The organism is Streptomyces sp. NBC_00988, assembly GCF_045162645.1.
In the GTDB taxonomy this organism is placed as follows: Bacteria; Actinomycetota; Actinomycetes; order Streptomycetales; family Streptomycetaceae; genus Streptomyces.
Genome location: NZ_CP108730.1, coordinates 305,853 through 329,678 on the forward strand (window position 1 = coordinate 305,853; position 23,826 = coordinate 329,678).

24 protein-coding genes and 3 pseudogenes are annotated in these 23,826 nt (G+C 67.5%); 6 read left to right on the forward strand and 21 right to left on the reverse strand.

Annotation, left to right across the window (positions count from 1 at the left end):
- Nucleotides 1-330: 330 nt before the first annotated feature.
- From OG496_RS01400 to OG496_RS01420, 5 genes are all read right to left on the reverse strand, one after another.
- Complete coding sequence (locus tag OG496_RS01400) at nt 331-1,230, reverse strand: transposase (protein WP_405969182.1); 900 nt, start codon at nt 1,228-1,230, stop codon at nt 331-333.
- A gap of 141 nt (nt 1,231-1,371) precedes the next feature.
- Complete coding sequence (locus OG496_RS01405) at nt 1,372-3,156, reverse strand: reverse transcriptase domain-containing protein (RefSeq protein WP_405969183.1); 1,785 nt, start codon at nt 3,154-3,156, stop codon at nt 1,372-1,374.
- 489 nt (nt 3,157-3,645) lie between these two features.
- A complete protein-coding gene (locus tag OG496_RS01410) occupies nt 3,646-4,314 on the reverse strand; it encodes an ISL3 family transposase (protein WP_405969184.1) in 669 nt (222 codons plus the stop codon).
- A gap of 187 nt (nt 4,315-4,501) precedes the next feature.
- Nucleotides 4,502-5,245 carry a hypothetical protein gene (locus OG496_RS01415; protein WP_405969185.1) on the reverse strand — a complete coding sequence of 248 codons (744 nt, stop codon included), beginning with the start codon at nt 5,243-5,245 and terminating at the stop codon, nt 4,502-4,504.
- Nucleotides 5,246-5,615: 370 nt separating this feature from the next.
- Nucleotides 5,616-6,077: a MarR family winged helix-turn-helix transcriptional regulator gene (locus OG496_RS01420; RefSeq protein ID WP_405969186.1), complete on the reverse strand. Its 462-nt coding sequence runs from the start codon at nt 6,075-6,077 to the stop codon at nt 5,616-5,618.
- A 64-nt stretch (nt 6,078-6,141) separates the two neighbouring features.
- Here OG496_RS01420 and OG496_RS01425 point away from each other — a divergent pair, with 64 nt between their 5' ends.
- Nucleotides 6,142-6,510: a VOC family protein gene (locus tag OG496_RS01425; protein WP_365222484.1), complete on the forward strand. Its 369-nt coding sequence runs from the start codon at nt 6,142-6,144 to the stop codon at nt 6,508-6,510.
- Nucleotides 6,511-6,619: 109 nt separating this feature from the next.
- Here OG496_RS01425 and OG496_RS01430 read toward each other — a convergent pair whose 3' ends face one another.
- The 3 genes from OG496_RS01430 to OG496_RS01440 form a co-directional block, all read right to left on the reverse strand.
- Nucleotides 6,620-6,982, reverse strand: a complete 363-nt coding sequence (locus OG496_RS01430) for a transposase (protein WP_405969187.1) — start codon at nt 6,980-6,982, stop codon at nt 6,620-6,622.
- Nucleotides 6,951-8,147, reverse strand: a complete 1,197-nt coding sequence (locus tag OG496_RS01435) for an ISL3 family transposase (protein WP_405976539.1) — start codon at nt 8,145-8,147, stop codon at nt 6,951-6,953. Before OG496_RS01435 ends, OG496_RS01430 begins: the two co-directional genes overlap by 32 nt.
- Nucleotides 8,148-8,675: 528 nt before the next feature.
- Nucleotides 8,676-9,275: an NADPH-dependent F420 reductase gene (locus tag OG496_RS01440; RefSeq protein WP_405969188.1), complete on the reverse strand. Its 600-nt coding sequence runs from the start codon at nt 9,273-9,275 to the stop codon at nt 8,676-8,678.
- 226 nt (nt 9,276-9,501) lie between these two features.
- Between OG496_RS01440 and OG496_RS01445 the strand changes: the two genes are divergently transcribed.
- The 3 genes and pseudogenes from OG496_RS01445 to OG496_RS01455 all read left to right on the forward strand — a co-directional run.
- The gene (locus tag OG496_RS01445) at nt 9,502-9,993 is read left to right on the forward strand and encodes a MarR family winged helix-turn-helix transcriptional regulator (protein ID WP_405969189.1); all 492 of its coding nucleotides are present in this window, start codon (nt 9,502-9,504) and stop codon (nt 9,991-9,993) included.
- Nucleotides 9,994-10,328: 335 nt separating this feature from the next.
- Complete coding sequence (locus OG496_RS01450; protein WP_405969190.1) at nt 10,329-10,856, forward strand: DinB family protein; 528 nt, start codon at nt 10,329-10,331, stop codon at nt 10,854-10,856.
- 143 nt (nt 10,857-10,999) lie between these two features.
- Nucleotides 11,000-11,188 (forward strand): annotated as a pseudogene (locus OG496_RS01455) (IS701 family transposase); the annotation flags it as partial.
- Nucleotides 11,189-11,193: 5 nt separating this feature from the next.
- Here the strand turns inward: OG496_RS01455 and OG496_RS01460 are convergent.
- From OG496_RS01460 to OG496_RS01470, 3 genes are all read right to left on the reverse strand, one after another.
- The gene (locus tag OG496_RS01460; protein ID WP_405969191.1) at nt 11,194-11,697 is read right to left on the reverse strand and encodes an N-acetyltransferase; all 504 of its coding nucleotides are present in this window, start codon (nt 11,695-11,697) and stop codon (nt 11,194-11,196) included.
- Between the two features lie 172 nt (nt 11,698-11,869).
- Nucleotides 11,870-12,433 carry a YcxB family protein gene (locus OG496_RS01465; protein ID WP_405969192.1) on the reverse strand — a complete coding sequence of 188 codons (564 nt, stop codon included), beginning with the start codon at nt 12,431-12,433 and terminating at the stop codon, nt 11,870-11,872.
- 247 nt (nt 12,434-12,680) lie between these two features.
- Nucleotides 12,681-13,121 (reverse strand): hypothetical protein, encoded by a 441-nt coding sequence (locus OG496_RS01470; protein ID WP_405969193.1) that lies wholly within the window; start codon nt 13,119-13,121, stop codon nt 12,681-12,683.
- 405 nt (nt 13,122-13,526) lie between these two features.
- Here OG496_RS01470 and OG496_RS01475 point away from each other — a divergent pair, with 405 nt between their 5' ends.
- Nucleotides 13,527-14,333 carry an SDR family oxidoreductase gene (locus OG496_RS01475; RefSeq protein ID WP_405969194.1) on the forward strand — a complete coding sequence of 269 codons (807 nt, stop codon included), beginning with the start codon at nt 13,527-13,529 and terminating at the stop codon, nt 14,331-14,333.
- Between the two features lie 36 nt (nt 14,334-14,369).
- Nucleotides 14,370-15,254 (forward strand): helix-turn-helix transcriptional regulator, encoded by an 885-nt coding sequence (locus OG496_RS01480; protein WP_405969195.1) that lies wholly within the window; start codon nt 14,370-14,372, stop codon nt 15,252-15,254.
- A 367-nt stretch (nt 15,255-15,621) separates the two neighbouring features.
- Here the strand turns inward: OG496_RS01480 and OG496_RS01485 are convergent.
- The 10 genes and pseudogenes from OG496_RS01485 to OG496_RS01530 all read right to left on the reverse strand — a co-directional run.
- Nucleotides 15,622-15,810: pseudogene (locus OG496_RS01485) on the reverse strand (transposase); the annotation flags it as partial.
- Between the two features lie 6 nt (nt 15,811-15,816).
- The gene (locus tag OG496_RS01490) at nt 15,817-16,107 is read right to left on the reverse strand and encodes a DUF3761 domain-containing protein (RefSeq protein ID WP_405969196.1); all 291 of its coding nucleotides are present in this window, start codon (nt 16,105-16,107) and stop codon (nt 15,817-15,819) included.
- Between the two features lie 128 nt (nt 16,108-16,235).
- A complete protein-coding gene (locus OG496_RS01495) occupies nt 16,236-16,628 on the reverse strand; it encodes a DUF6281 family protein (protein WP_405976540.1) in 393 nt (130 codons plus the stop codon).
- Nucleotides 16,513-16,821, reverse strand: a pseudogene (locus tag OG496_RS01500) (transposase); the annotation flags it as partial. The pseudogene OG496_RS01500 and the gene OG496_RS01495, both read right to left, overlap by 116 nt.
- 105 nt (nt 16,822-16,926) lie before the next feature.
- A complete protein-coding gene (locus tag OG496_RS01505; protein ID WP_405969197.1) occupies nt 16,927-17,934 on the reverse strand; it encodes an N-acetylglucosamine kinase in 1,008 nt (335 codons plus the stop codon).
- Nucleotides 17,927-19,210, reverse strand: a complete 1,284-nt coding sequence (locus OG496_RS01510; RefSeq protein WP_405969198.1) for a 6-phospho-beta-glucosidase — start codon at nt 19,208-19,210, stop codon at nt 17,927-17,929. The genes OG496_RS01505 and OG496_RS01510 overlap by 8 nt, the downstream gene beginning before the upstream one ends.
- A 40-nt stretch (nt 19,211-19,250) precedes the next feature.
- Nucleotides 19,251-20,114, reverse strand: a complete 864-nt coding sequence (locus OG496_RS01515; RefSeq protein ID WP_405969199.1) for a carbohydrate ABC transporter permease — start codon at nt 20,112-20,114, stop codon at nt 19,251-19,253.
- Complete coding sequence (locus OG496_RS01520; RefSeq protein ID WP_328686175.1) at nt 20,111-21,109, reverse strand: sugar ABC transporter permease; 999 nt, start codon at nt 21,107-21,109, stop codon at nt 20,111-20,113. The genes OG496_RS01515 and OG496_RS01520 overlap by 4 nt, the downstream gene beginning before the upstream one ends.
- Nucleotides 21,110-21,111: 2 nt before the next feature.
- On the reverse strand, nt 21,112-22,461 hold the full coding sequence (locus OG496_RS01525) for an ABC transporter substrate-binding protein (protein WP_405969200.1): 1,350 nt from the start codon (nt 22,459-22,461) through the stop codon (nt 21,112-21,114).
- 132 nt (nt 22,462-22,593) lie between these two features.
- Nucleotides 22,594-23,805, reverse strand: a complete 1,212-nt coding sequence (locus OG496_RS01530; RefSeq protein ID WP_399397847.1) for an ROK family transcriptional regulator — start codon at nt 23,803-23,805, stop codon at nt 22,594-22,596.
- Nucleotides 23,806-23,826: the final 21 nt, after the last annotated feature.

A 23,826-nucleotide genomic window follows, 5' to 3' on the forward strand; every position in this document is an offset into this window, starting at 1 on the left:
ACCACGTCCCCGCTTCCACCGTCCAAGTGGTCCCAGCTCAAATCGCCCTACGGTGCCACTTAGCGCCGCCTGATCTTCCCGAACGCCACTCCGGACGGAGGCGCGGCATGCATGACACATCGTCGCCACGAAGCCGCCTTCTCGGTACTCGCAGGCTGCCCGGTACGCCGAAGACCAGTGCGAACGCGGTAATACCGGTGCCGGTCACGGTCGTGTGGTGGCCGTGGAGATCGAGGGTCCGAGGCGCAGTCCGATCACCTGCCGACCGGCTCGGAGTGTCCACGTGTCAGCGGTCATGCAATTCGGCTCTGGCGATGATCACGTGATGGGTCAGGGTGTCAGGAGTATCCGGAGTCTGAGGAGGTCGAAGTTGGCCCTCCCGTAGCACTGGCGTTTGAGGGCCTTGGCTCGTGTGACTGCTCCCTCCACGGCGCCGGAGTTGTGTTCCAGGCTCAGGCCGTTGGTGACTGCGGCCAGGTCGCGCCGTAGTCCGGTGGCGAAGGTGTGGAGTGCGGGCAGGTCGTCAGCCTCGACGCGCTCGATCCAGTCGGTGATTTCGGTGCCGCGTCTGCCGGTCATGATGGCGGCGAAGGAGCGCGCGTGGCCGTCCAGGCGGTGCAGATGCTCGCACCGTGTGAGGAGGTCTTTGATCGCCTGGGTCTCGTCGTGATCCAGGTGGTCGGGGTGGCTGAGGATCCAGCGGCTGATCTTCCGGGGCTTGGGAATCATCGGACCTGACGGGGCCGCCCGCCTTCGGACCGGATCGGGACGGCTGCGACTGGTTCCGGGTATTCGGAATGCGCGCAGGTAGCGGCGCACGATCTGCACGCTGCCGGTGAACCCCAGCGGCCTGATCCGCTCGGTGATCACCGCGGCATCGGTGACGCCGGCGTTCCACAACGCGTGGACCTGCTCGCGGTAGCTGTCGAGCTTCGTCACGCGGTTCTCGCACTTCACCAGCAGTTCCGCCAGCGTGGTGGCGTCGGCGAACCGGCGGACGGTCTGCTGGTCCAGGTTCAGCTCACGGCCTACTGCCGCCCGTGACATGCCAGCCGCCAAGCGGCTCTGCACCGCCTCGAAGCGCTCGCGGGTGCGGATAGCCAGTCGCCGCTCCGGGCGCGGTGGCAGCGCGGGCTCCGGCGCGAGGACCGCCGCCGGCACGGGTTCCGGGGTCGGCTCCGGTGTGGCCCGCTCGGCCTGGACGCGGAGGCAGTGGTAGTGGTAGTTCACGGTCTTCCCGACCGCTTCGCACAGGTTCTGCCATAAAGTACTGGTGGGCCGTCGGCGAGGTGCCTGCTGAGCAGGTCCTTTTCCAACGGCCCCCAGCCCAAACGACGCATGCGACTTTCACCGCACGTCGCTTTCCAGTGACTACTCCGTGAGTGCCGGGACGGGCTTCTTGCCGTGGATGTCCGCGTGACAACTTCCGCAGACCACAAGGGTTTTGCGGTGTCGTGCGGCCATGAGATCTGCCCACGGTGGCCGGGTTCCTGATCGTCCGAGGTCAGCGAGTTTGGCGACGTGGTGGACTTCCACCTCGTCGATCCGCCCGCAGGACTCGCACCGTCCGGCGAGGAGCCGGGTGACCAGCTCCTTGCGTTTGGTGTTGACCGGGGCCAGCCGACGATCATTGATGACCGTCTTCTTGTCCCGTCGCAGCGGGATCCCGCCGAACCGTCCGACCAGTGGCTTCCTGCCGGTGCGTTCGACGCGGGCCTCGAAGCACTTGCGCGGCCCGTGCGGTGTCTCGATGGTGGCCGCGTACATGCGGGCCATCTTCGACACCGACGAGCGGTGCTTGTTGGCGAGCGTCATCAGCATCGAGGTCTCCATGACCCATTGCAGCCGGGCGAGTCGAAAGACGTCGCCGGCCAGCAGGTAGTACTGGACGATGCCGCGGTACTCCGACCCGAAGGTGCTGAGGATGACGTGGTCGTCCTGGTTCAGCAGTTCGGGCCGACGCGCGGGTTTGCCGCGCTCCATGTACTGGGCTTGCTTGGCAGATACCACCGAACGAGGGACACGCAATCTGATGACCCCATTGACGGAACGCCGTCCGCCGGTGATCTTGCGGTCGTTGTGGTGCACGGTGATCTCGTAGCCGAGGAACCTCGCCGCCTGGGTGCGGGCGTGCGTGATGAGGGTCTTTTCCGGCGACAGTTCCAACTTGAGTTCGTCACGCAGGAATTGCGCCAGTCGCTCTTTGATTTCCTCGGCCTCTGCTTTCGGTCCGGCGAACCCGAGCAGGGTGTCATCGCAATAGCGCACATACCGCAGCCGCCGGTAGCCAGGATCCTGAGTATCCATGCTGGGCACACTGCGGAGTTGCTTGCGCAGCTCCCGCACCTTGGTGTGGTCGCCGCGCTTGCGTGCGCGTCCTACGGCCGCCCACACCCGATGAAAGGTGCGGTTCGGCTGCCTGACTCTTCCCCGGGTGCATTCCGGGATCAGAACTTTCTCGACGTACTCATCCATCTTATGCAGATAGATATTCGACAAGATCGGTGAAACAACCCCGCCTTGCGGACTTCCGCTGTGCGTGGCGTTCCAGATCCAGTCCTCCATGTATCCGGCTTTGAGCATGTTACGCATCAGCCGCAGGAATCGGTTGTCTTGGATTCTTTCACCCAGGATTCGGAGCGTGACCGAATGGTCAAGGCGGTCGAAGCACTGGGCGATGTCGCCCTCGACAAACCAGACTGTGCCCGTCCAGGTATTGGCCACATCACGTAATGCGGTGTGGCAGCCCCGGCGGGGACGGAAACCGTGTGAGGAGTTGGAAAACGTCGGCTCGTAATACGCCTCAAGTAGCAGGCGGATCACCTCGCCGACGAGTTTGTCACTCCAGGGAGGCAGGCCGAGCGGTCGCAGCTTGGTGCTGCCCTGTCCCTTTGGGATGTAGACCCTTCTGGCTGGGCTCCACCGGTAGCGCTCGTGGCGCAGCGCGTCGATGACGTGTTCGATCTTGCCCAGCGACATGCCGTCCACGGTCTCCCCGTTGACCCCGGGTGTCATTGCTCCCTTGTTGGAGTACAGACGCCCGTAGGCCAGCAGATACAACTGCGGATTGAAGAGCTGTCGATATATTTCATTGCACGGCAGGCCACGCCTGCCGCGTTCACGGAGGACACCCAGCACCGTTTCGGCGCTCTGCATTTCGCATACCTCCCGAGTCTGTGGTGTCCGATCACCTGGCCCCCTTCGCCCGATGCGGACGGCTTTCCCGTCCTCCTTGGCCGGTCGTGACTCCGGCGACTACTACGGGGCCTCCGTCACCATAGGAAGATCTCTTCCCTTAGGTGATCCCATGTTCGTCCTTGTCGTACGTTCTAGCGTGATGTAGGTGCCCCACTCATTCCCTTGAATGCCCTCGCTGGGCATCGCTCCGCACTCCGGAAGTTGCGTCGACCCTTCCATCATTTCGTCGCAGGGTGCGGCGTCGGTAACGGGCAGCTTCCCGACGGATTCGACCTTCAATCTCCTGAGAATTGGGGTTCAGGCAATGCAGCTTTCACCGTGTCACGCGGGTCCCTCGACGCGTCGCCTCTACTGCCTGAGAGTGACCGTCGATTTTCTGGCATGCTCTGGTCCCGTCACCGTTTCCGGATCGGGTAAGCCATCAGACCCAAGAATCTCCTTCCGAATTCATCCCGACTGAGTCGGGGATACGACAAGGCGCCTCATGGCGCACTGAAAGCGGTCTGCCACCTGGATGGCGTCCGGCGCGCCGGTGCGGGCACCCTCGGCATACGCACCTCCGCGATCACGGCATACGACCTCGACGCCCGGGTGCTCGACCAGCCAGGCAGCCAGCGTGGCGGCCTCTCGATCCGGCAGGACGTCGATCGGCCGGTGCGTGGCCATATCGATCAGGATGGTGTTGTAGGTGTGACGGCGGCGAATCGCGAAGTCGTCGACCCCCAGTACCTTCACCGCCGGGACCTCGGGTGCTGGCAGCGCGCGGATCATCTTGATGAGCAGGTCGCGGCCGCACGGCATGCCCAGCGTCGTGGCCAGTCGTGCGCCGGCCCGGCCGGCCAGCGCGAGCGCAATGGCTACCAGGGCCTCGGTCAGCACCGGGGTCCGCCGCGCGAACGGCGTTGTCAGGTGCGGGACTTGCTCGCTGAACGTTGACAGCGCGCACGCAGGATTGTCGCACTTGAAGCGGCGCACCGTCACCACTACCCTCGTCCTGCGCCCCGCCGACGGCGCATCCGCCAGCATCCGCTGGTAGCGCGCGTGAACGCGGGACGACTGCGCCCCGCACCCCGAACATCCCGCGACCTGCGCGGACGACCGCACAAAGAGCGTCACCGACAACCCATCGGACTCGACCCGGTCGACACTGACAGCTCTCAGATGGGGCAACAACAGGTCAATACTCGAAGATAGGCGCGCAGGTCATCCTCTCGGGCTCCACGGAGCCGATCGCGCCAGGGCGCGCTGAACAGCCAACTTCACGTGATCATCACCAGAGCCCGGAATTCCGTGAACACTGACATCAACTCCGTACCTGTCGCGTTTTCCGGGACAGGTACCGCAACCCCTGCTTCATGTAGACGCGGGGGTTCGTATCCAGGTGCCGCGCCCACTCCGGCGGCTGCTGTTCGCCGCGCGCGGCGGCGTAGACCGCCAGCGCGTACCCGTAGATCTCCTCGCTCAGGTAACCCAGCTGGGACCGCGACCACCCGCTGCTGTCCCGCGTGAAGTCGAACGACGCGTTGGCACTGAAGATCCCCAGCCCGAAGTGGACCGTCAGCAGGTCCGTCAGCTGCTCGTGGTCGGGCCGCTGGGCGGTGGTGATCCGCCCCTCGTCCAGCAGCAGCACGTGCCCCAGCTCGTGCGCGATGGTCGCCACCAGCGCCATCGGCTGCCGGGTCAGGTGCTGACTGATCGCCACCACCGGACGTCCGCCCTCGCGCCGGTAGTGCCCGACGGCTCCGCCGCTGCGGTACTGCAGGCCCATCTTCAACCAGGTCTGCCGCTCGGTGTCGTCGTACGGCTCCACCTCTACCAGCAGCCGTCCGTAGTCCACCCGCATCCGCTTGCACACCCGCTGCACGGTACGCCGGATGTCCTCGTCCGACCCGGCGTAGGCCCCGGGGAAGAACTCGGCCGTCGGCTCCATCATCCGCTCCGCCCGCACCTCCGGCTCGAACTGGTCAGCCAGCCAGGCCATGTTGTCCTCGACCCACGCCTCCTCGGCCGTTCCCACCGGACACCGCACCGATCCCAGCCACCTCATGGCCTCCCCCTCACCCTGATGTTCCGACCCCCATAATCCTCTTCACACCCACCCCTGACTTCCCCCACGGGCGCGAGACCGACGGCGAGCCGGTCGGGTCCCAGCCCCGCGCCCACACGGCTGCCGCCTCGGCCCGCGGCGACCACCTGCCCCCGCTCCGACCAGGCCGCGGTCACCGACGGCTGAGCCTGGAAGCCCCTCAAACGCCAGTGCTACGGGAGGGCCAACTTCGACCTCCTCAGACTCCGAATACTCCTGACACCCTGACCCATCACGTGATCATCGCCAGAGCCTGCAATGGCTCTGGCGATGATCTTGTGACGGCGTCGGATCAGGGCAGGGGCACGGCAAAGTCGTAATTCCGGAGCGGTTACGTCGCCGATGCGGGCGGTTCAATCAGTGAGGCGATGCACGCAGTGAGCAGGCGCCGCATCTGGTCTTGTTCGCTGGCATCCAGATTGGCCAGCATGTCTTGCTCGACGCGGCGAACCGCGGCGCTGGCCACCTTGAGCTGGTGACGCCCGCGGGCGGTCAGCTCGGTGGGCAGGACCCTGCCGACGGGTGCCTGTGCCGGGCGGACGACGAGTCCCTGGCGTTCGAGGGCCTGCAGAAGCACGTTCATCGACTGCCGGGTGACGAAGGTGCCGCGGGCAAGCTCGGAGTTGGACAGACCCGGTCGCTGGGCAAGCAGCTCCAGGCAGGAGTAGTGGGTGATCGTCATGCCCAACGGCCTCAGCACGGCCTCCAGGGCTGAGTGCAGGGCGCTCGCGGCCGCCTTCAGCATGTACCCCAGTGATGTGTCCAGCTCGATTCCGGGCTCGCCTTGACTCATGTCAGTAGTCTGACATACGTTCCGGCATGTCAGAAGACTGACATGTCTTGAGGAGGTAAGAATCGTGACCGTTACCGGACCCGACTTCATTTCACTGCAGGTGCGCGACCTGGAGCGCTCTGCCGTTTTTTACGAGCAGTACCTGGGGCTGAAGCGCTCTGACGCAGGACCGCCGCACGCTGTCGTGTTCGACACCAAGCCGATCGCGTTCGCCGTCCGCGACGTCGTCGCGGGCGTCAACCTGGACGCGATCACGCAGCCGGGCCAGGGAATGGCCCTGTGGCTGCACGCCCCCGACGCGCAGGACATCCACGACGCCCTCGCCGCCGCTGGCACGACGATCGTCTCAGCGCCCGTCGACGGGCCGTTCGGCCGCACTTTCACGTTCGCGGACCCCGACGGCTACCAGGTGACCCTCCACGACCGCGGCTGAGACTGGCGTCCTGGTCTTCGGCGCGGCAGGCGCCCTGAGCGGGCTTCTCACAACGGCAGTTATGACACCTGTCACGGCCTACTTCATGACTTTGCCGGGCCCCTGCGGGTCAGGGCGTGAGGAGTACGCGTTTGCGTAGGAAGTCGAGGTTGGCTCGTCCATACCCTTGTCTTTTGAGGAGTTTCGTCCTTGTAACCTGCCCTTCGACCTGGCCGGAGCTCCAGGGGGTGGAGAGCCCGGCGGTGACGGCGTCGATGTCGCGGCTCAGCCCGATGATCAGGGAGTGCAGGGCGGGCAGGTCATCGGCGAGGGCGCGCTCCATCCAGGCGGGCAGTTGATCGCCCCGCAGGTCACGCATCATGGCGGCGAAGTAGCGGACGTGGTGGGTGACGGCGTCGAGTTCGCGACAGCCGGTCCGGATCTCCTTGAGGTCGGCGGCATCATCGGCGGTCAGGTCTCCGGGGTCGGCCATGATCCAGCGGACGATGCGGCGGGGCTGTGGAGCCGAGCGGCGCGCGGGTGGCCCAACGGTGGCGGTCTTGAACGGGCGGAGGTAGCGGCGGACGGTCTGGAGGGCTTCCGGCGAAACCAAGGGCCACGATCTCCTGGTGGAGTTGGGCACTGCTGTGACAGCCCTCGATCCACCGCTGGTGCAGGTAGGGCTTGTACTCGTCCAGGATGGTGGAGCGGTTCGTCGCTTTGACCAACAGCTCGTCGATACTGGTGGCGCGGGCGAAGCGGCGCACGGTGGACCGGTCCAGCTGCAGTGTCCGGCAGATGTCCTCCAGCGTGCTGCCGTCGTCCAGGAGCTGTCGCACGGCTGTGTGGCGTTCCCTGGTCCGGGTCACCAGTCGGCGTTCCCGTCCGCAGACGTCGAGCAGCGCGGCAGCCGGCGGCGTCAGCCATATGTCGTCGCCGGCCGGCGGGGTGGCCGGGACGGTGTTCTCGAACGTGGTCCGGACGCAGGCGTGGTGGGCGGAGACGGTCTTTTCGACGGCCGCGCCGAGGTTGTGCCACAAATGCCAGGCGTCGGCGACCTGCACCGCTTGCGGGGCGCCGGTGCGGGCGCCCTCGGCGTAAGCCCCGGCCCGGTCCCGGCAGATGATCTCCACTTCCGGATGGCCCTTCAGCCATGCCGCGAGCGGTTCGGCGTCACGGCCGGGCAGCACGTCCACCGGGCGCCGTGTCTCCAGATCCACCAGGATCGTGGCGTACGAGTCCCCCTTGCGTAGCGCGAAATCGTCGACCCCGAGCACGCGGATCTGTCCGACGGGTTCTTCCGGCGTGGCGCGGACCAGGCGTAACAGGGTGTCCTTGGCGACGCGCAGGCCCAGCACCCCTGCCAGACGGGCTCCCGCCCGGCCGGCCAGCGCGAGAGCGATCGAGGTCAACTGCTCACGAACCAGTGGCGTGTAGCGGGCATGCGGGCTCGTTAGCCCCGCGATCTGCTCGGCGAACGTCACCGCCTGGCAGGCCAGGTTCGGGCACTTGAAGCGCCGCACCAGCAGCTCGATCACCACTCTGACGCCGCCGACCGCGGCATCCGCAAGCCGTCGCATATACCGGCCGTGTACCCGGTCTGACGCACTACCGCAGTGCGGACAGTCCGCACCCGCCGAGCGGGCCCGCGCATGCATCGTGACCACCCCGGCCGCAGCCTGCTCGACCAACTCCACCACGACACCGGCCAGATGAGGGAACAACGCCCCGAAACTCCGCGAAGAACACGCGAGCCATGATCACAGCCACCACTGACACCGACAGCGTCACAAGATCAGCGCCAGAGCCCGTAATTCCCCACCTGGGCTGGGGCCATGGCGGGCCGCCTGACGGCTGAGTGTGCGGCTGGTCCGGTCGGTCAAGGGCGCCTTCGGCGGCGCTACGCGCTGGCCTCTCGGCCACCCTGGACAGTCTGAACGAAGGTCTGGCTATCGGGCGGCCCGGGAACCTCTGGCACCCTGGGATCCCGACGCACGGTCACCGTCCCCCTGGCCCATTACGTGACGTTCCGGGTGGGGAATTGGCTGACCGTCGACACCACGGCGCTGAGCGCGGCGTTCGGTTGGTTCTGCCGGCGACGAACGGCCGCTGAGCGAACTCCTGTTGCCTGGGTGTGGTCCCGCCGGGGGGCGGCTGAGGGCCGTAATGTCGGCGGTACGGGATGGTCATCCCTCTCGGATGGCGTGCAGACCGGTCAGCGGCCCTCCGTCCACTTGCATGAGGCGCCCCATCACCAGCGGGCCGAGGTCGACGGGAGCGAATCCGAAGCCCTCGACAACGGAGCGGAAGACGCTCTTGGCGTCCTGGTCGTCGCCGGCGTAGAAGAGGATCCGGCGGCCGGCTTCGGTGACGGGGTCCGCTGCGACGAAGCGGCCGTACATGTTGTCGAAGGCCTTGATGACATGCGCCCCGGGGATCAGCGAGGCAACCAGTTCACTTCCACCGATGTCGAGGTGCTCTGCGACAAACGAGGGGGTGAGCTTGATCCACTGGTTCGTTGCGTCGATGACGATCCGCCCCTCCCTGGCCGGCAGGTGGCGCACCGCCTCGCGGACCTTTGACCAGGGGACCGCGAGGACGATGATGTCCGCGGCACCGGCCTCGGCCACACTGCCGGCCGAGGCGCGAGGACCAAAGGCGGCCACGACGTCACCCAGCGTCTCGGGGCCGCGGCTGTTGCTGAAAATCACGTCATGTCCGGCTTTCACGACGTGACCGGCGATGGCGCGGGACAGCGTTCCCGCACCGATCATCCCGATCTTCATCGGCGTGCTCCTTCACTGCTGTGCGCTCGCACGATCGGCCGCCCTCCGGGCGATGACCGCGGCGATGGTGCCTGCGCGTCAGGGGACGTACTGCGGTGCAGCCGACCAGTACCAGGGCCGGGCCGCCGACCAAGCCGTCGGCTGGGCGCGGCCCTCTCCGCTAAAGCGGTTGAGGACTCAACAATAACTCATGATTGAGTACTCAACCTCTAGCTAGAGTGGGCGCATGCCAACGGAACCGAAGTGGCTCGACGCCCGCGAGGACCGCGCCTGGCGGACCTTCGTGCACGCCCACCACCAGCTCCATGTCCGCTTGCAGCGGCGCCTCCTCCAGGACTCCACACTGAGTGAGGCCGACTACGCGATCCTGGCCGTACTGTCGGAGCATCCCGAGGAGCGCTTGCCCGCGCGTGAGCTGTGCGACCTGCTTCTCTGGGAGAAGAGCCGTCTCTCCCATCAGGTTCGGGGCATGCAGCAGCGCGGACTGGTCGCCCGCGAGGCCAACCCGGCCGACGCCCGCAGCACCCTCGTCCGCCTGCTGCCTGCCGGACGCCGGGCGATCGAGGAAGCGGCACCCCAGCACGTGGACAATGTGCGCCAGTACTTCATCGATCTGCTCGCCCCTGACGAGCTCGACACCCTTGCCGCCATCCACGAACGCATCCTCCGCCGGCTTGCCGACGAAGCCGCCCAAGATGACGGCACCGCCGAAGGCTGAGCGGCCGCCGGGCGACGCGATGGACACCCGCCATCCACCCCGCCCGCCAGGGCGGAGTCGAGGAACGGCCTCACCGTGTTCGCCACCGTCGCCCGCCAGGCGCCTGCGCCCCAGGCGGCAAGGATGAAGGACGGCCGAGCCTAGTACTCCAGTACGGTTTCGTGATTCGTGATTCGTGGCTGGAGGGTGCGGCAAGTCGTCACGGCGACGCGTCCTTGGAGCGGCAGATATTGTCGGGTGCTGCTCTCATCCACGCTTGCGTTGGCCTGCCGTTGATCGTGTGTCCCGGATTTCGGAGAACTCCCTGCATGACCGCGGGAGTTGGGGAATCTTGAGTGCCCGTGACCGAAAATACGAGCGAAACGGCTCCGGATAATGAGGTCAGGGCGCTCCTTCGGGTCTTGGCCGGGCAGCGCCGCCACGTTCTCGGCATCCTTGACGGACTCGACGCCGAGGTTCTGCGACGGCCGGTGCTGCCATCCGGATGGCACTGCCTGGGGCTGGTCCAGCACCTCGCGCTCGACGTTGAGCGTTTCTGGTTCCGTGCGGTTGTCGCCGGGGACGAGGAGATCATCCGCGGCCTGACGAGCGGCGACGAAGCATGGAACGTAGCGCCGCAAGCGCAGGCCGTCGACGTGCTCGACGGATACCGGCAGGAGACAGAGCTCTCCGACGCCATCATCGCCACCACCCCTGCTGACGCCGTCCTGGCCTGGTGGCCTCACGACCTGTTCGGCGAACCACACCTGCACACCCTGCGCGACGTCCTGTTGCACGTCATCACCGAGACCGCATGCCACGCCGGCCACCTCGATGCGGCACGCGAGCTCATCGACGGCCGGCGCTGGTTGGTCCTGACCTAGCACTGCGGTCCCGCTTCATGATCCCCCGTCAGGGTCGGCCGGGAACGAGTACGACCACCGCGTGATCATCGGGGATTGTGTGCACTCCTGAAGATCGTGCGGTGGCCGCGGGCCACGGCGTGGACCCTGCGCGTTGGCGGGCGATGTTCGACCAGGTCATGGCCCGGATCGCAGGCCGGTTCGGGCGGGTTGAGCCCCGGGCCGTGGCCCGCGCCTACTTGATGGGGCTTCTGTCCGGCGCCGATCGGAAGAACGGTTGGCAACTGGCCGAACGTGCGGGCCATGCCCGGCCCGGGCCGATGCAGCGCCTGCCGCGCTACGCCCGCTGGGACGCTACTTACGCGTCGGGGTGCTCCGGCAGGGCGAGCCAGTCCGACCAGGAGATCTCGCGGCCGAGGAAGCGCGGCTGCTCGAACGGCCAGTCGGCGGCGATCCACTGCGGTACCAGTGCGTCGAGGGCCTGCTCGACCTTGCTGCCCACCAGCTCGTCCACCACCCACCAGGAGATCTCGCCGTCCGCGTCGGCCCTCTCCGGTGGGTCGATGTAGACGCAGCCGAGCAGAGCTGTCTCCGCCGAGTCGAACAGGGCGTAGTTGAAAGACTGGTGTGCGGCGATCTCCTTCTCGTGCCGCAACAGGTCGGCCTGGTCGGCCTCGTAGGTCATGGTGGCCGCGGGCCAGCCCCAGGCCGGGCCGAAGATGGTCCACAGCCGCTCGCGCGAACCCATCACAGCCGGATAGTCGAGCGGGGTGTCCGCCTCCTGGATCGGTCGCAGGTGATGGCCACTGCCCGGCAGCGGTACCAGGACGGGATGGACGAAGCCATCGGGGAGCCAGCTCATAGCGCCCGACCGTAGCAGCGGGCGGCCGTCCGCTCCCCTGGATTTTCCCCGTATACCGCCAGGCCCTGCTCTCCTGCCGGGCAGTGCCCGCGATCACCCGAGCGAGACTCCCGTTCGATCGACGGACTCCATGATCGGTGTGGCAACGACTTCTCCCAACGGCGGACACCTGTCACACGCGAGGGGTGTACTGGTCCAGGATCGCGCGTAGCCGCTCAAGGTCCCCAGCCTCATACAGGCCCCGCTTGGGCAATACGTCGAGGCACATGCTGCTGGGATCCCGGCTGAGCAGGACAAAGTGACCTGCCGTTTCCCGGTACCCCTGGAAAACGGACCACTTCTGGATCAGTGTGCCGTGGTCGGTACGGCAGGTGATCCCGGCCGGAGACACGACGGCACGGTACTCGCCCTGCCATCCGACGAGCCGCTGCACCTGGGCGGCTTGCAGCCGCGGGTAACCCCACACCAGCAAGACGATCAACAGGAGCACAGCCGTCGAGAACACGTCGGCACTGCCGCGGACGACGGCGGAGACCAGCCAGTTTCCTACCGACAGGAAGAGGAGGACGCCCCGCAGTATTAGCCCGGTCCGCCTGATCCGCTCACGGACACGCAGGCCGACCAGGGTGTCGGCAGACTGGGGCCGGTACGCCAGTTCAATTACGGTCCGCCCGTCCACGACATTGTCAGAGGATTCCGCATTGTTGATGCCTTGGTCGCTGTGGCCTTCGGCCATGGTCCCTCCCCGGTACAAAACATACGGATCACAACGAACTGAAGTTCCCACTCAGCCCGGGTCGAAGACCCTCACTCGTCCATAAGAGACTGCAAGCGCCGGAGCGGGTGACCGCCGCCGCGCTTCGCGCAGTTCTGGTGACAGATGGCCCGCCGTTCCGGTGAAAGCCAGCGTGCTCAAGACACAACGCCAGCGGGGGCAGGTGGCGTGGCCGACCCGGAGGTCGACCACGCCGACAGCCGTTAGATCAGGGGCACAGACCACGGTCCGAGTTGTAGTAGATGTCGATCGAGCCGCTCCAGGTCATGCACAGGCCGGGCTTGGGGAGGTCCTTGTACACCGGGCCGGCGAAGGTCGTGTAGGAGCCGGCGTCCGTCGCCGGGGCGCTGCTGGTCGGCCAGGTGTCCAGGGTGACTTCCATGAACACGCGGGCACCGGGCTTGCTGCGCACCGTGACGGCGCACCACTGCTTGTCTGCGGAACTGTAGGCCACGTAGGTGGTGGCGGCCACAGTGGTCTGCGAGGACTTGATCGGAGTCGAGGTGAAGACCTCGTACCCCGTCCCGCAGGCCCCGTTGTAGGCGCCGGCAGTGGCGGCCGAGGCCGGCACGGTCGCGGCGAGCGTGCCGCCCAGGGCCAGGATGGCAAGGGCGCCAGCGGTGCCTGCCTTGTGGCGGATCGACTTCATGATGTTCCCCCTGTTGGTGTCTTGGCGGGACGGCCGGTCGTTGCTGTCCACGCAGAGTGAGACCGGACAGGCCCACTGACAGTTGTGGGCTTTCTTGTCGCAGTCCTGTCACCGCTGTCACAAGGGCTGTTACCGCCCACCCAAACCCAGGGCGCGGTTGGACCATCCACGGGCATCAAGCCGGGGTGATCCGGACTCGGCGCACCAGGCAAGGGGGGTTCTGGCAGTACCTGTATCACCAGGGTCTCCCGGACGTCCAAAACGCCTGTCAACCTGGTTGAGTCGAAAGCGCCGACAACACTCCATGGAAACGCGCTGCAGCTTTACCCTCATCAGTTCAATTCAGCTGCCCCGAATACGCGACCGTGTCGGCGCATTCTTTTGCGACAGAAGGGACGGAGACCAATGGCGGACAACCAGTTCACCACTCACACAGAACTTTTCGATCTGAGGGGAAAGTACGCCCTTGTCACTGGCGGCACCAGAGGCATTGGGATGATGATAGCGCGCGGCCTTCTCCAGGCGGGCGCCCGCGTCGTCATCAGCTCACGCAACGCAGACACGTGCGCGGAGGCACAGCGTCTACTGTCCGAATTCGGCGACGTTCGAGCAATTCCCGCCGACCTGTCCAGGCACGACGAGTGTCAGCGCCTCGCTGATCTTGTCCAGGCCGACTCGGAACGCCTGGACATCCTTGTCAACAACGCGGGAGCGATGTGGCGCGAGCCGCTGGAGACGTTCCCGGACGAGGCCTGGGATGCAGTGCTCGACCTCAACCTCAAGTCGCCGTTCTGGCTGGTGCAGGCACTGCTCCCGGCACTTCGTAAGGCGGGCACCGCCGATGATCCCGCACGGATCATCAACATCGGCAGCATCGCCGCCATCCACGTCGCCCCGTCGCCCAACTACTCGTACGCCAGCAGCAAAGCGGCACTCCATCAGCTCACCAGGGTGCTTGCCAGGGAGCTGGGCCCACAGCACATCACGGTGAACGCGGTAGCACCGGGAGTGTTCCCGTCCCAGATGATGGCGGCCACTCTCGATGCCATCGGCGACACGATCGCGGCGGCGGCCCCTCTGCGCCGGGTCGGCCGCGACGACGACATGGCGGGTGCCGCCGTGTTTCTCGCCAGCCGGGCCGGGTCCTACCTCACGGGCGCCATCATCCCGGTGGACGGCGGCACCGCAACGACCGCAACAAATATCCATTAGGCTGCGGGACGGGCTTACGGTGAGGAGATAACCGCGATGGATCTACGCACCGAGATCCGGGAGTTTCTCAGCTCACGTCGCGCCCGCATCGCACCCGAGCAGGCGGGCCTGCCCGCTTACGGCGGCAACCGCCGGGTCAAGGGTCTGCGCCGCGAGGAGGTAGCGCTCCTGGCGGGGGTATCCGTCGACTACTACGTGCGCATGGAGCGCGGCAGCCTCGCCGGTGCCTCCGACGGCGTGCTCGACGCGTTGGCCTCTGCCTTGCAACTCGACGAAGCCGAGCGCGACCACCTGTTCCACCTCGCGCGCCAATCCAGGGCGCCCCGCAGCCCACGCCGGCGCAGGCCTGCCGTGACGGTGCGCTCGACACTGCAGCAGGTGCTCGACGCCATCTCCGATGCGCCGGCCTGGATCGGTAACGGCCGTTATGACGTGCTCGCCATGAATCAACTCGCTCGCGCGCTGTATTCACCTGTGCTGGCCGACCCGCGACGGCCCGCGAACACAGCGCGGTTCGTCTATCTGAACCCCGAGGCGGCCAGAACTCTCTTTGTCGACTACGACCAGGTTGCCGGTGACGCGGCCGCGAAGCTGCGCATGGCAGCCGGCCGCAATCCGCACGACGAGGAACTGATCGCCCTGGTCGGCGAACTGTCAACGTGCAGTGAACTATTCCGGCAGCGGTGGGCATCTCAGGACGTGCGGCTGCACCGGTCCGGCCGCAAGCGGATGCACCACCCGATCGTGGGCCAGCTCGACTTGGACGTCGAGTCCATGGAACTGCCCGCCGAACCCGGCCTGCACCTCAACGTCTACACCGCACCCGCGGGCACACCGACCGCCGACAATTTGGCGCTCCTGGCGTCGTGGGCAGCCACCCAACAGGCACTGGCGACCGAGTTCGAACCACACAACGGATAGTCCAACCCCTTCAGCCGTACCAGGGTCCGTCTCCCCGACCAGCGCGGCCAGACCGCACCGCTCGGCCAGCCGCACCACCGGCTCCAGCCCGCGGTACGCGATCAGGTTCGGATCATCGAAGGCGGACGAGACCGCCGCCGCGGCATGGGGAGATTGCTTCTCGGAAGTGCCTTGTCGATCGTGCCTGATGTGGTCCTAGAAAAACCCCATCATCGCAGGTCGCAAGGCACTTCTTCGTTTCTGGGTGAACCACCCACCGGCATCAAGCCGGTGGATCCGGGCTGAACAGCCCTGAATCAGAGGCTTCTCCACGGTCACGTCCGCGGGAGTGGTGTATTGACGGCCACTCGGTGATCTCGTTTTGACGCTATGCGGTGAGTTTGGTGGGCAGGGCGGTCTCGTCGGTTTCTGACTCGATCGGGTGGAGACGGGTCCAGGCCAGCAGGTCGAGTCCCATGTAGCGGCGGGCCTCGGTCCATTCATCGTTCTGCTCGGCCAGGATCGCGCCGACCAGGCGGATCAGGGCAGCACGGTCGGGGAAGATGGCGACTACGTCGGCCGCCTACCGGTACTTGACGCCCCGGTGGTGTGAGCACGTCCCTCGGGCATGGGCACTGTAGGAGTACGAGCCGTCCTTGCACTGCGCGGTAGCGCCGCGCGGATGCGGCGAGTTCGCCTTGCAGACGCCCGTCGTGTGCCGCGCGCAGGACGCGGCTGCCGCATCGGTCGCCACGGGCGCCAGAAGCGCCCCCGTCATCACCGCCGCCGCAACCGCGCCCCGGACATTCATCAGCATGATTCCCCCTCTCGTGGTTCGGAGAGGCGAGCATGCATCCGCCGGCTTCGGCACCATGGCAGACCGGGCGAACCGTCACGGAGCAGTGACCGTGGTAGCAACGCCGTGGCACTGGGTTCGAAGCGCGCGAACACGTGGACGAGCCAGGGCGCTACCGACTCCGTGAAGGCGCCCCACACTCGGCATCAAGAACCGTGGATCAGTCTCTTGATCTCGGGCAGTTGCTTGTCGGAGTCGACGTTGACGAAGATGACGTCGTCGGACGACTGCTCCACAGCGATGGCGAGGCTGGGATCCACTCCCTTGATCTCGTAGGCGACCGTCGAGGTCGGCGCAGTTTGACCGTCGCTGTCGTCGTTCCGTGTGTCGTCGCAGGACGGAAGCGTGGCGGCACCCGTCTGGTCGTCGCGGTCAGCCGGTCCCTTGCCGGAGCACTGTGCATCGTGAAGCTGCTGGTCACAGGCTGGTATGGGCGTCGGGCCGAAGCCAGCAGGTGACGTCGACGGCCAGGACCAGCCAGCCATCGACAGCCCGCGGTAGCGGCATCTCGGCCAGAGCCCGCCGCAGCCGGTCTGCATCAATGCGGCCACGGGCCACCGCGGCGCAGAGCCCGCCATGGCCGCGGCGGTGTTCACCCACCAGCGACAGCTCGGCCAGAGACCTCACCGGCCCGTCGCCGCACAGAACGGCATCAGCCGGCTCGAACAGCGCGTCCGAACGGGCGGTCAGGCAGGAGCAGAACACGCCCCGGAAGCATGACACCTGTGCCAACGCCGGGTGCCGGGAAGGGGCTCTGCCGGTGCGCCGGTAGGGCTCCTTCACCTTTCCCGCGTCAGCGCCGACGCGGACCCGCGACGGGGCGCCACGCACCCAACGCTACGGTGGCGTCGCAAGCAACGGCGGTGGCTTCCGGTCGGCGACGGCCTCGCGGAGGCGGCGTTGTGCCGCAGCCGGGGCGCCCGCGGTCAGGAGCGCCTCCCTCAACGCGCCCGCGACCGGCGGCACATCCAGGACCCGGGGCCGGGCCAGCGGAGCTTCCGTGGCCAGGCAGCCGCTGATGTGGTCGCGCAGCAGGAACTGGTCGTTCTGCAGGGTGCCGCCGCCGAGTACCACCGGTGTCGGGGTGCGCAGGAGGCGGAGGCGGCGGAGCAGAGCGGTGACCATGACGACGATTTCGTCGCCGAGGCGTTCCACGATGCCCCGGGCCACGGTGTCGCCGCCGGCAGCCGTCGCGAAGACCAGCGGTGCCAGACCGTGCAGCGCGGTCATCGGCAGGTCGCCACTGCCGACGGCCAGCGCCACGGACTCCACGCTGCGCAGGCCGAAGTGGCCCGGCAGCTCCTGCCGCAGCCGGGTCGCCGGACCCCGTCCGTCACCTGCGCGGATGGCGGCTCCCAGGCCGGCCCTGGCCACGGCGAGCCCGCCGCCCCAGTCCCCGGTGATGTCCCCGAGGGAGAGAAAACGGGCAGAGCGGCCGCCCGGATGGATCGCTGCCGCGTTGATGCCGGCGCCGGAGACAACCGCCACCCCCCAGCCGTCGGGTGCGCCGGCCTGCAGGACGGCGAGTGTGTCGTTGCGTACGAGGATCCGGTCGGCCACGTCCAGTCGGGTCAACTGCCTCAGTGCCAGGCGTTCGTCGGTGCGCCGGTCCACGTTGGCGAGGAAGTACGAGCCGACCGAGACCGGGGTCGTGTCGGGCAGGCCGGCCGCTGTCAGCGCGTGTCGGCCCAGGCGGGCGAGTCGTTCGGTGGTGATCTCCATTCCCTCGGTGTGCGGACGGGTGCCTGCGCCGCGTACCCAGGACAGCAGCCGTCCTTCGGTGTCCGCGAGGACGAGGTCGGTCTTGGAGCTCCCTCCGTCGACGCCCACCACGAGGTCAGGCATCAGCGGCCTCTTTCGCGAAGTACCGGCGCAGATGGGGGCGGTTGGCCTCCAGCAGCGCGTTCAGCAGTGCGTCTGCCCGGGCCCATTCGCGGACGAGCGGGTTGGCCATGAGGGCGCGCCGGGCCACCGTACGGTCCCCCGTCAGGGCTGCCTCGACGGTGAGTGTCTCGTACGCGGTGACTGCCTGGACGAGCCCGAGCATCTCGGGTGGCAGGGGCGGTACGGGGACGGGGTGGGGCCCGGACGCGTCGACATGTGCCGGGATCTCGACCACCGCCTCGTCCGGCAGGCCGGCGAGGACTCCGTTGTTGCGTACGTTCACGTAGTGGTGGGCGCCGTCACCGGTGAGCAGGCTGGTGACCAGTGCCGCCGCGGCCTCGCTGTAGTGGGCGCCGCCACGCCGCTGAAGCAGTTCGGGTTGTCGGTCCAGCCCGGGATCGGCATAGAGGGTGAGCAACTCATTTTCGATGGCGATGACTTGGTCGGCACGGTGTGCTCCGGCCTGTTGGGCCCTCACCTCGTCGTCCGTGCAGTAGAAGTAGTGCAGGTAGTAGGAGGGGATGGCGCCCAGGTCGCGCAACGCCCCGGCGGGGACGCGGACTTGAGCCGCGAGGTCGTCGAGCGCGTCGCCGGTCAGGAGTTCCGGCAGGCGGTCCACTCCGTCGACGGTGACCGAGCGGATCCAGGACAGGTGGTTGAGGCCGGCATGGCCGAGGCGTACACGGTCGGGGTCGGTGCCGAACCGGGCGGCCAGTTGCCGCTGGAACTTGATCGCCACGTTGCACAGGCCGATCGCGCGATGGCCCGCGTCCAGCAGTGCGCGGGTGACGATGCCGACGGGGTTGGTGAAGTCGACGATCCAGGCGCCGGGTTCGGCCCGCCGGTGTACCTCGGCAGCGATGTCGAGGACCACCGGAACCGTACGCAGGGCCTTGGCGAAGCCGCCGGGGCCGGTGGTCTCCTGGCCCAGCAGGCCGAACCGGTTCGGCAGGGTCTCGTCGACCAGCCGGGCCGCCTGCCCTCCCACCCGGAGCTGGACGAGCACGGCGGCGGCTCCGTCCACCGCGGAGGCGAGGTCTGTGGTGGTGGTCAGGCGGCCGGGGAAGCCGTGCCGGGCGAGGATACGGCGGGACAGGGCGCCGATCACGGCGAGGCGTTCGGCGTCGATGTCGTGCAGGACGAGTTCGTCGACCGGCAACACCTGGGCGCGGCGGGCGAAGCCCTCGATCAGTTCGGGTGTGTAGGTGCTGCCACCGCCGACAACGGTGATTTTCACGAGAGTGCTCCTTGACCAACTGTGGTTGCGGCGACGGCTGTCAGCCCTTGACGCCGGTCAGTGCGATGCCCTCGACGAAGACCTTCTGGGCCAGGAAGAACAGCACCAGGACGGGCAGCAGGAACATCAGCGAGGCCGCCATCTGAAGTTGGTACGCGTTCTGGTGGCCGTTCTTGGCTAGCTGGCTGAGGGCCACCGCGAGGGTCTGGCCGGTGTCGCTGTTCCCCGTGTAGAGCAGGGGGTTGTAGAAGTCGTTCCACGCGTAGAGGAACGCGAACAGACCCACGGCGGCGATCGCCGGTTTGGCCATGGGGATCAACACCCGCCACAGGATGCGCAGTTCTCCCGCGCCGTCGACCCGGGCCGCCTCGGTGAACTCGTCGGGGATGGTGAGGAAGAACTGACGCAGCAGGAAGATGCTGAACGCGTCGCCGAAGAAGGACGGGACGATCAGCGGCTTCAGCGTGCCCACCCAGCCGATGTGCGCGTACATGACGTACAGGGGCAGGCTGGTGACCTGGGCCGGGATCATCATCGCGGCGAGGACGACCAGGAAGACACCCTCCCTGCCGCGCCAGCGCAGCCGGGCCAGCGCGTAGGCGACCGGTACCGAGGAGACGACGACGCCGATCGTGGACAGGCCGGCGTAGAGCATGGTGTTGAGGAGGTCGCGGCCGAACGGCATGGCCTTGAAGACCTCGTGGAAGTTGCCGAACTCCCAGGGCGAGGGCCACAACGAGCCGGTGCCCGCCTGGTGTTGGGTCATGAACGCGGTGAGTACGCCGATGGTGAGCGGCAGGAGGAAGCAGAGTGCGACCGCCACGGCCGGTGCGTGCTCGGCCAGCAGGTACAACAGGCGTCGCCCGGTGCGGGGGTGACGCCTCGTCAGTTCGAGGGTGCTCATCGGCCGCCTCCCGCGTGGTGCACGAAGCGGCGCGAGACGCGGATGAACACCACGGTCGCCGCGAAGATGACGAGGAACAGCAGCCAGGCCATGGCCGAGGCGTAGCCGGTCTTGAAGTAGGAGAAGCCCTGGCGGTACAGCTCGGTGGAGTAGAAGAGCAGCGAGTTGGCGGGGTAGCCGATGAGGTCGTTGCTGGAGGAGGTGGCGTTGGCCGAGCTGGAGGCGACGAACGCCTCGGTGAAGTACTGGAAGGTGTAGATCATCCCGGTGAGCAGGGCGAAGAAGATCACCGGAGAGATCGCCGGGAGGGTGATGCTGCGGAACTTCTGCAGGGGGCCGGCGCCGTCGAGTTCGGCGGCCTCGTACAGCTCGCGGGGTACGTCGAGCATGGCCGCGGAGAAGATCACCATCACGTTGCCGCTGGCCCACAGCGCCATGAGGACGAGGCTGGGCTTGGACCAGGCGGGGTCGGAGAACCAGCCGGGGCCGTCGACGCCCACCCAGCCGAGCAGCCGGTTCAGCGGGCCGACCGGGTTGAGCAGCACGATGAACGAGAGGGCCGAGGCCACCACGGGCACCATCGACGGCAGGAAGAACAGGGTGCGGTAGACGGCCCGGCCGCGTTTGACGCGGATGATCACCCAGGCGGTGAGCATGGCCCAGCCGGTGCGCAGCGGCACCATGACGACGACCATCCACAGCGTGTTGCGCACCGCCACCCAGAAGGTGTCGGACTGGGTGAACAGGGCGCGGTAGTTGCGCAGTCCGACGAACTGGACGGGCCGGTAGGAGCCGGCCTGGAAGTCGGTGAGCGAGTAGTAGAGCGTGGCCGCCACCGGGTAGAGCACGAAGACGGCGAACCCGATGACGAACGGGGACAGGAAGGCGAGGACGACCCACCAGCGGGCCCGGCTCGGGCTGCGCCGCCCGCCCCGGGCAGGGCGCGTGCGCGCCGTGCCCGGGGCCTCGCCGACGGGGGCGAGGACGGTCGTCATCTCTACTGCCCGCTTTCGGAGTTGAGGCTGTCGATCTTCTTGCCGACCGTGGCCAGTCCGCTCGCGGCGTCCTTCGTCTTGCCCTGCTCGTAGTCGAGCAGGAACGCGCGCCAGGTGTCCATGTCCTCGACGCCGGCCGGGGTGACCGCCTTGTAGGAGGAGTGCGTGTTCTCGAATATGTCGACGAACGGCTTCCAGTGCGGGTCGTCGCGCTTGTCCCAGGCCTTGAGCGCGGCGAACGTGGTGGGAATGTTGTAGACCGTGTCGGCGAGGGTGTTCAGGAACGTGGTGTCGGTGGTGAGTTGCTGGAGTGCGAAGAACGCCTCCTGCTTGTGCTTCGAGCCTGCCGACAGATAGGCGACGGTGCCGAGGGTGCTGCCCGCGCCGTAGGTGCCGGACGATCCGTCGAGGACGGGCATCGGTACGACGCCGTAGTCGAAGTCCTTCTTCTCCGTTGCGATCTCACCGACGTGCCACTCGCCGTCGTACTCCATGGCCGCGGCGCCGGAGAGCAGCGGGTTGCCCGCGTCGTCGGCGTGCGGCTGGTAGCGGCCCACGAACTTCTGCACGTTCGCCGTGCCGTAGTAGTCGATCAGGTCCTGGTCCCACGCCAGCAGTTGCCGCCACTTGGGGTCGGAGGCGAAGGTCGTCCTGCCGTCCTTGCCGTAGAACTCGGTGCCGCTGTGCGCACCGACGAAGACGTACCGGTTGACGTCGTAGTCGGAACGAGGGACGAAGCCGTAGGTCTTGATCGAGCCGTCCGCGTTCTTGACGGTCAACCTCTTGGCGTCGGCGGTGAGTTCGGCGAGGGTCGTGGGCGCCTTGGTGATGCCGGCCGCGGCGAACATCTTCTTGTTGTAGTAGAGGGCGAAGGCGTCGGTCAGCAGCGGCAGTGCGCACTGCTTGCTCTGGTAGCGGGTGTAGACGAGGGTCGCGGGCGGGAAGGTCTTGGCGGTGTCGATCTTCGCCGAGGACAGGTACGGGCTCAGGTCGCCGACCGTGCCGTTGTAGCAGAACTTCGCCACGTTGTCGGGTGTGGAGCTGATGAACACGTCCGGCGGATCGCCCGCGGCGACGGCCTTGGCGTAGGCGGCGTCGTCCTTGTTGGGCACGAACTTCACGGTCAGCCACGGGTACTTGGCGTGCAGTTGGCTGAGCGTGGCATTGAACGCGGCCACTTCGTTGGGGAGGTGGTTGAACGTCCACACCGTGACGGTGGTGGCCTTGTGCGAGGCGCCCGGCGATATCGCCGAGTCGGGTTGTGACGAGGTGGATCCGGTCGAAGTACAGCCGGCCAGCAGCAGTACGCCGGCGGCCGTGACGGCCGTAGCCCCGGTGATAGCTTTGAACACTGATCGTCCTTCCTCGGAGATGGCATTCCCTGGGTGACGGATCGGTCGGTCGATCGGGCACGGCAATGCCCGGTGACGTGTGCGGCGGCGCTGTCCGGCAAGACGGCGTCGCCGCGATGTTTCACACTGCGGTCAGGACAGAGACGACGGTGACTCTGTCTGCGGGACGGGAGTGGTGGCGGCGGCGAAGGCGGCCTCGCGGGCCAGCTCCGCCGACATGGTGGTCGCTCCGGTGAGCACGGCTTCTTGGCCGAGACCCGACGCGACGACAGGTGGCCGGAACGTACTGAAGTCGGCCAGGTGACGGGCGACCGGTTCGAGCAGCAGGTCGCCGTTGGCGCCGATGGCGCCGCCCAGCACGATGAGTGCCGGGTCGATGAGGGGTACGACGCAAGCCACCACGTACGCGACGCTGCGGGCCGTGTCGTCCACGATCTCCAGCGCGCCCGGGTCCCCGGTGCGGGCGAGTTCGAAGACGGTGCGCGGGCTGCCGTCGCCCGGCAGTCCGAGGCGCTGCGCCCGGTCGCTGATGTAGCGGGCGCCCAGATGTTCCTGCACGAGGTCACGGCGCTGTCCGGCCGGGGCGACCATGCGGTCGCTGGGCAGGTAACCGGCCTCTCCTGCGACGCCGGTGGCGCCGCGCCGGACCCGGCCGTCGACGACCAGACCGAGGCCGAGGCCGACTCCGAGGCTGACCAGGACGAAGTCGTCGGTGTCGGTGCCCAGGCCGTGGGTGCGCTCGGCCAGCGCCGCAAGGTTCACGTCGTTCTCCAGGACCAACGGCACCGGGATCGCCCGGCCGAGTGCGGCGCCGAGCCCTCGCCCTGCGTCGGGAAGTCCGGCGGCGTACGACAGATGCCGTCCGTCGGGGCCGACGGCGGCCGGCAGTCCCGCCACGACCTGGGTGATGTCGGCCAGCGGCCGGCCCACCTGCCCGGCCAGGTCCACGCACATGTCCAGGATCTGAGCGACGAGCGCGTCGGCACCGCGATGCCCCTGCTGCTCGGACTCGGCACGTCCACGCACGCGGCCGGTGACGTCCGCGACCGCCGCACGGATCTTGCGGTGGCCGACGTCCACGCCGATCGCGAAGGCGCAGTCGGCGTTGACCCGGTACTGGGCAGGTGCCGGGCCCTTGCGGCCGATCGCCGGGCCGACCTCGGTGATGACTCCGCGATCCAGCAGCAGCGCGACCGCGGCGGCGACGGTGGGCCGGGATAGGGTGATCCGCCCGGCCAGGTCGGTGGTCGTGACCGGGCCCGCCTCGTCGATCGCCTCCAGCACGGCACGGCCGTTGAGCGAGCGCAGCAACCGCTGCGGGCCTGCTGGATAACGGCGGGTCACGGGAGCCTCGTCTCGACATTC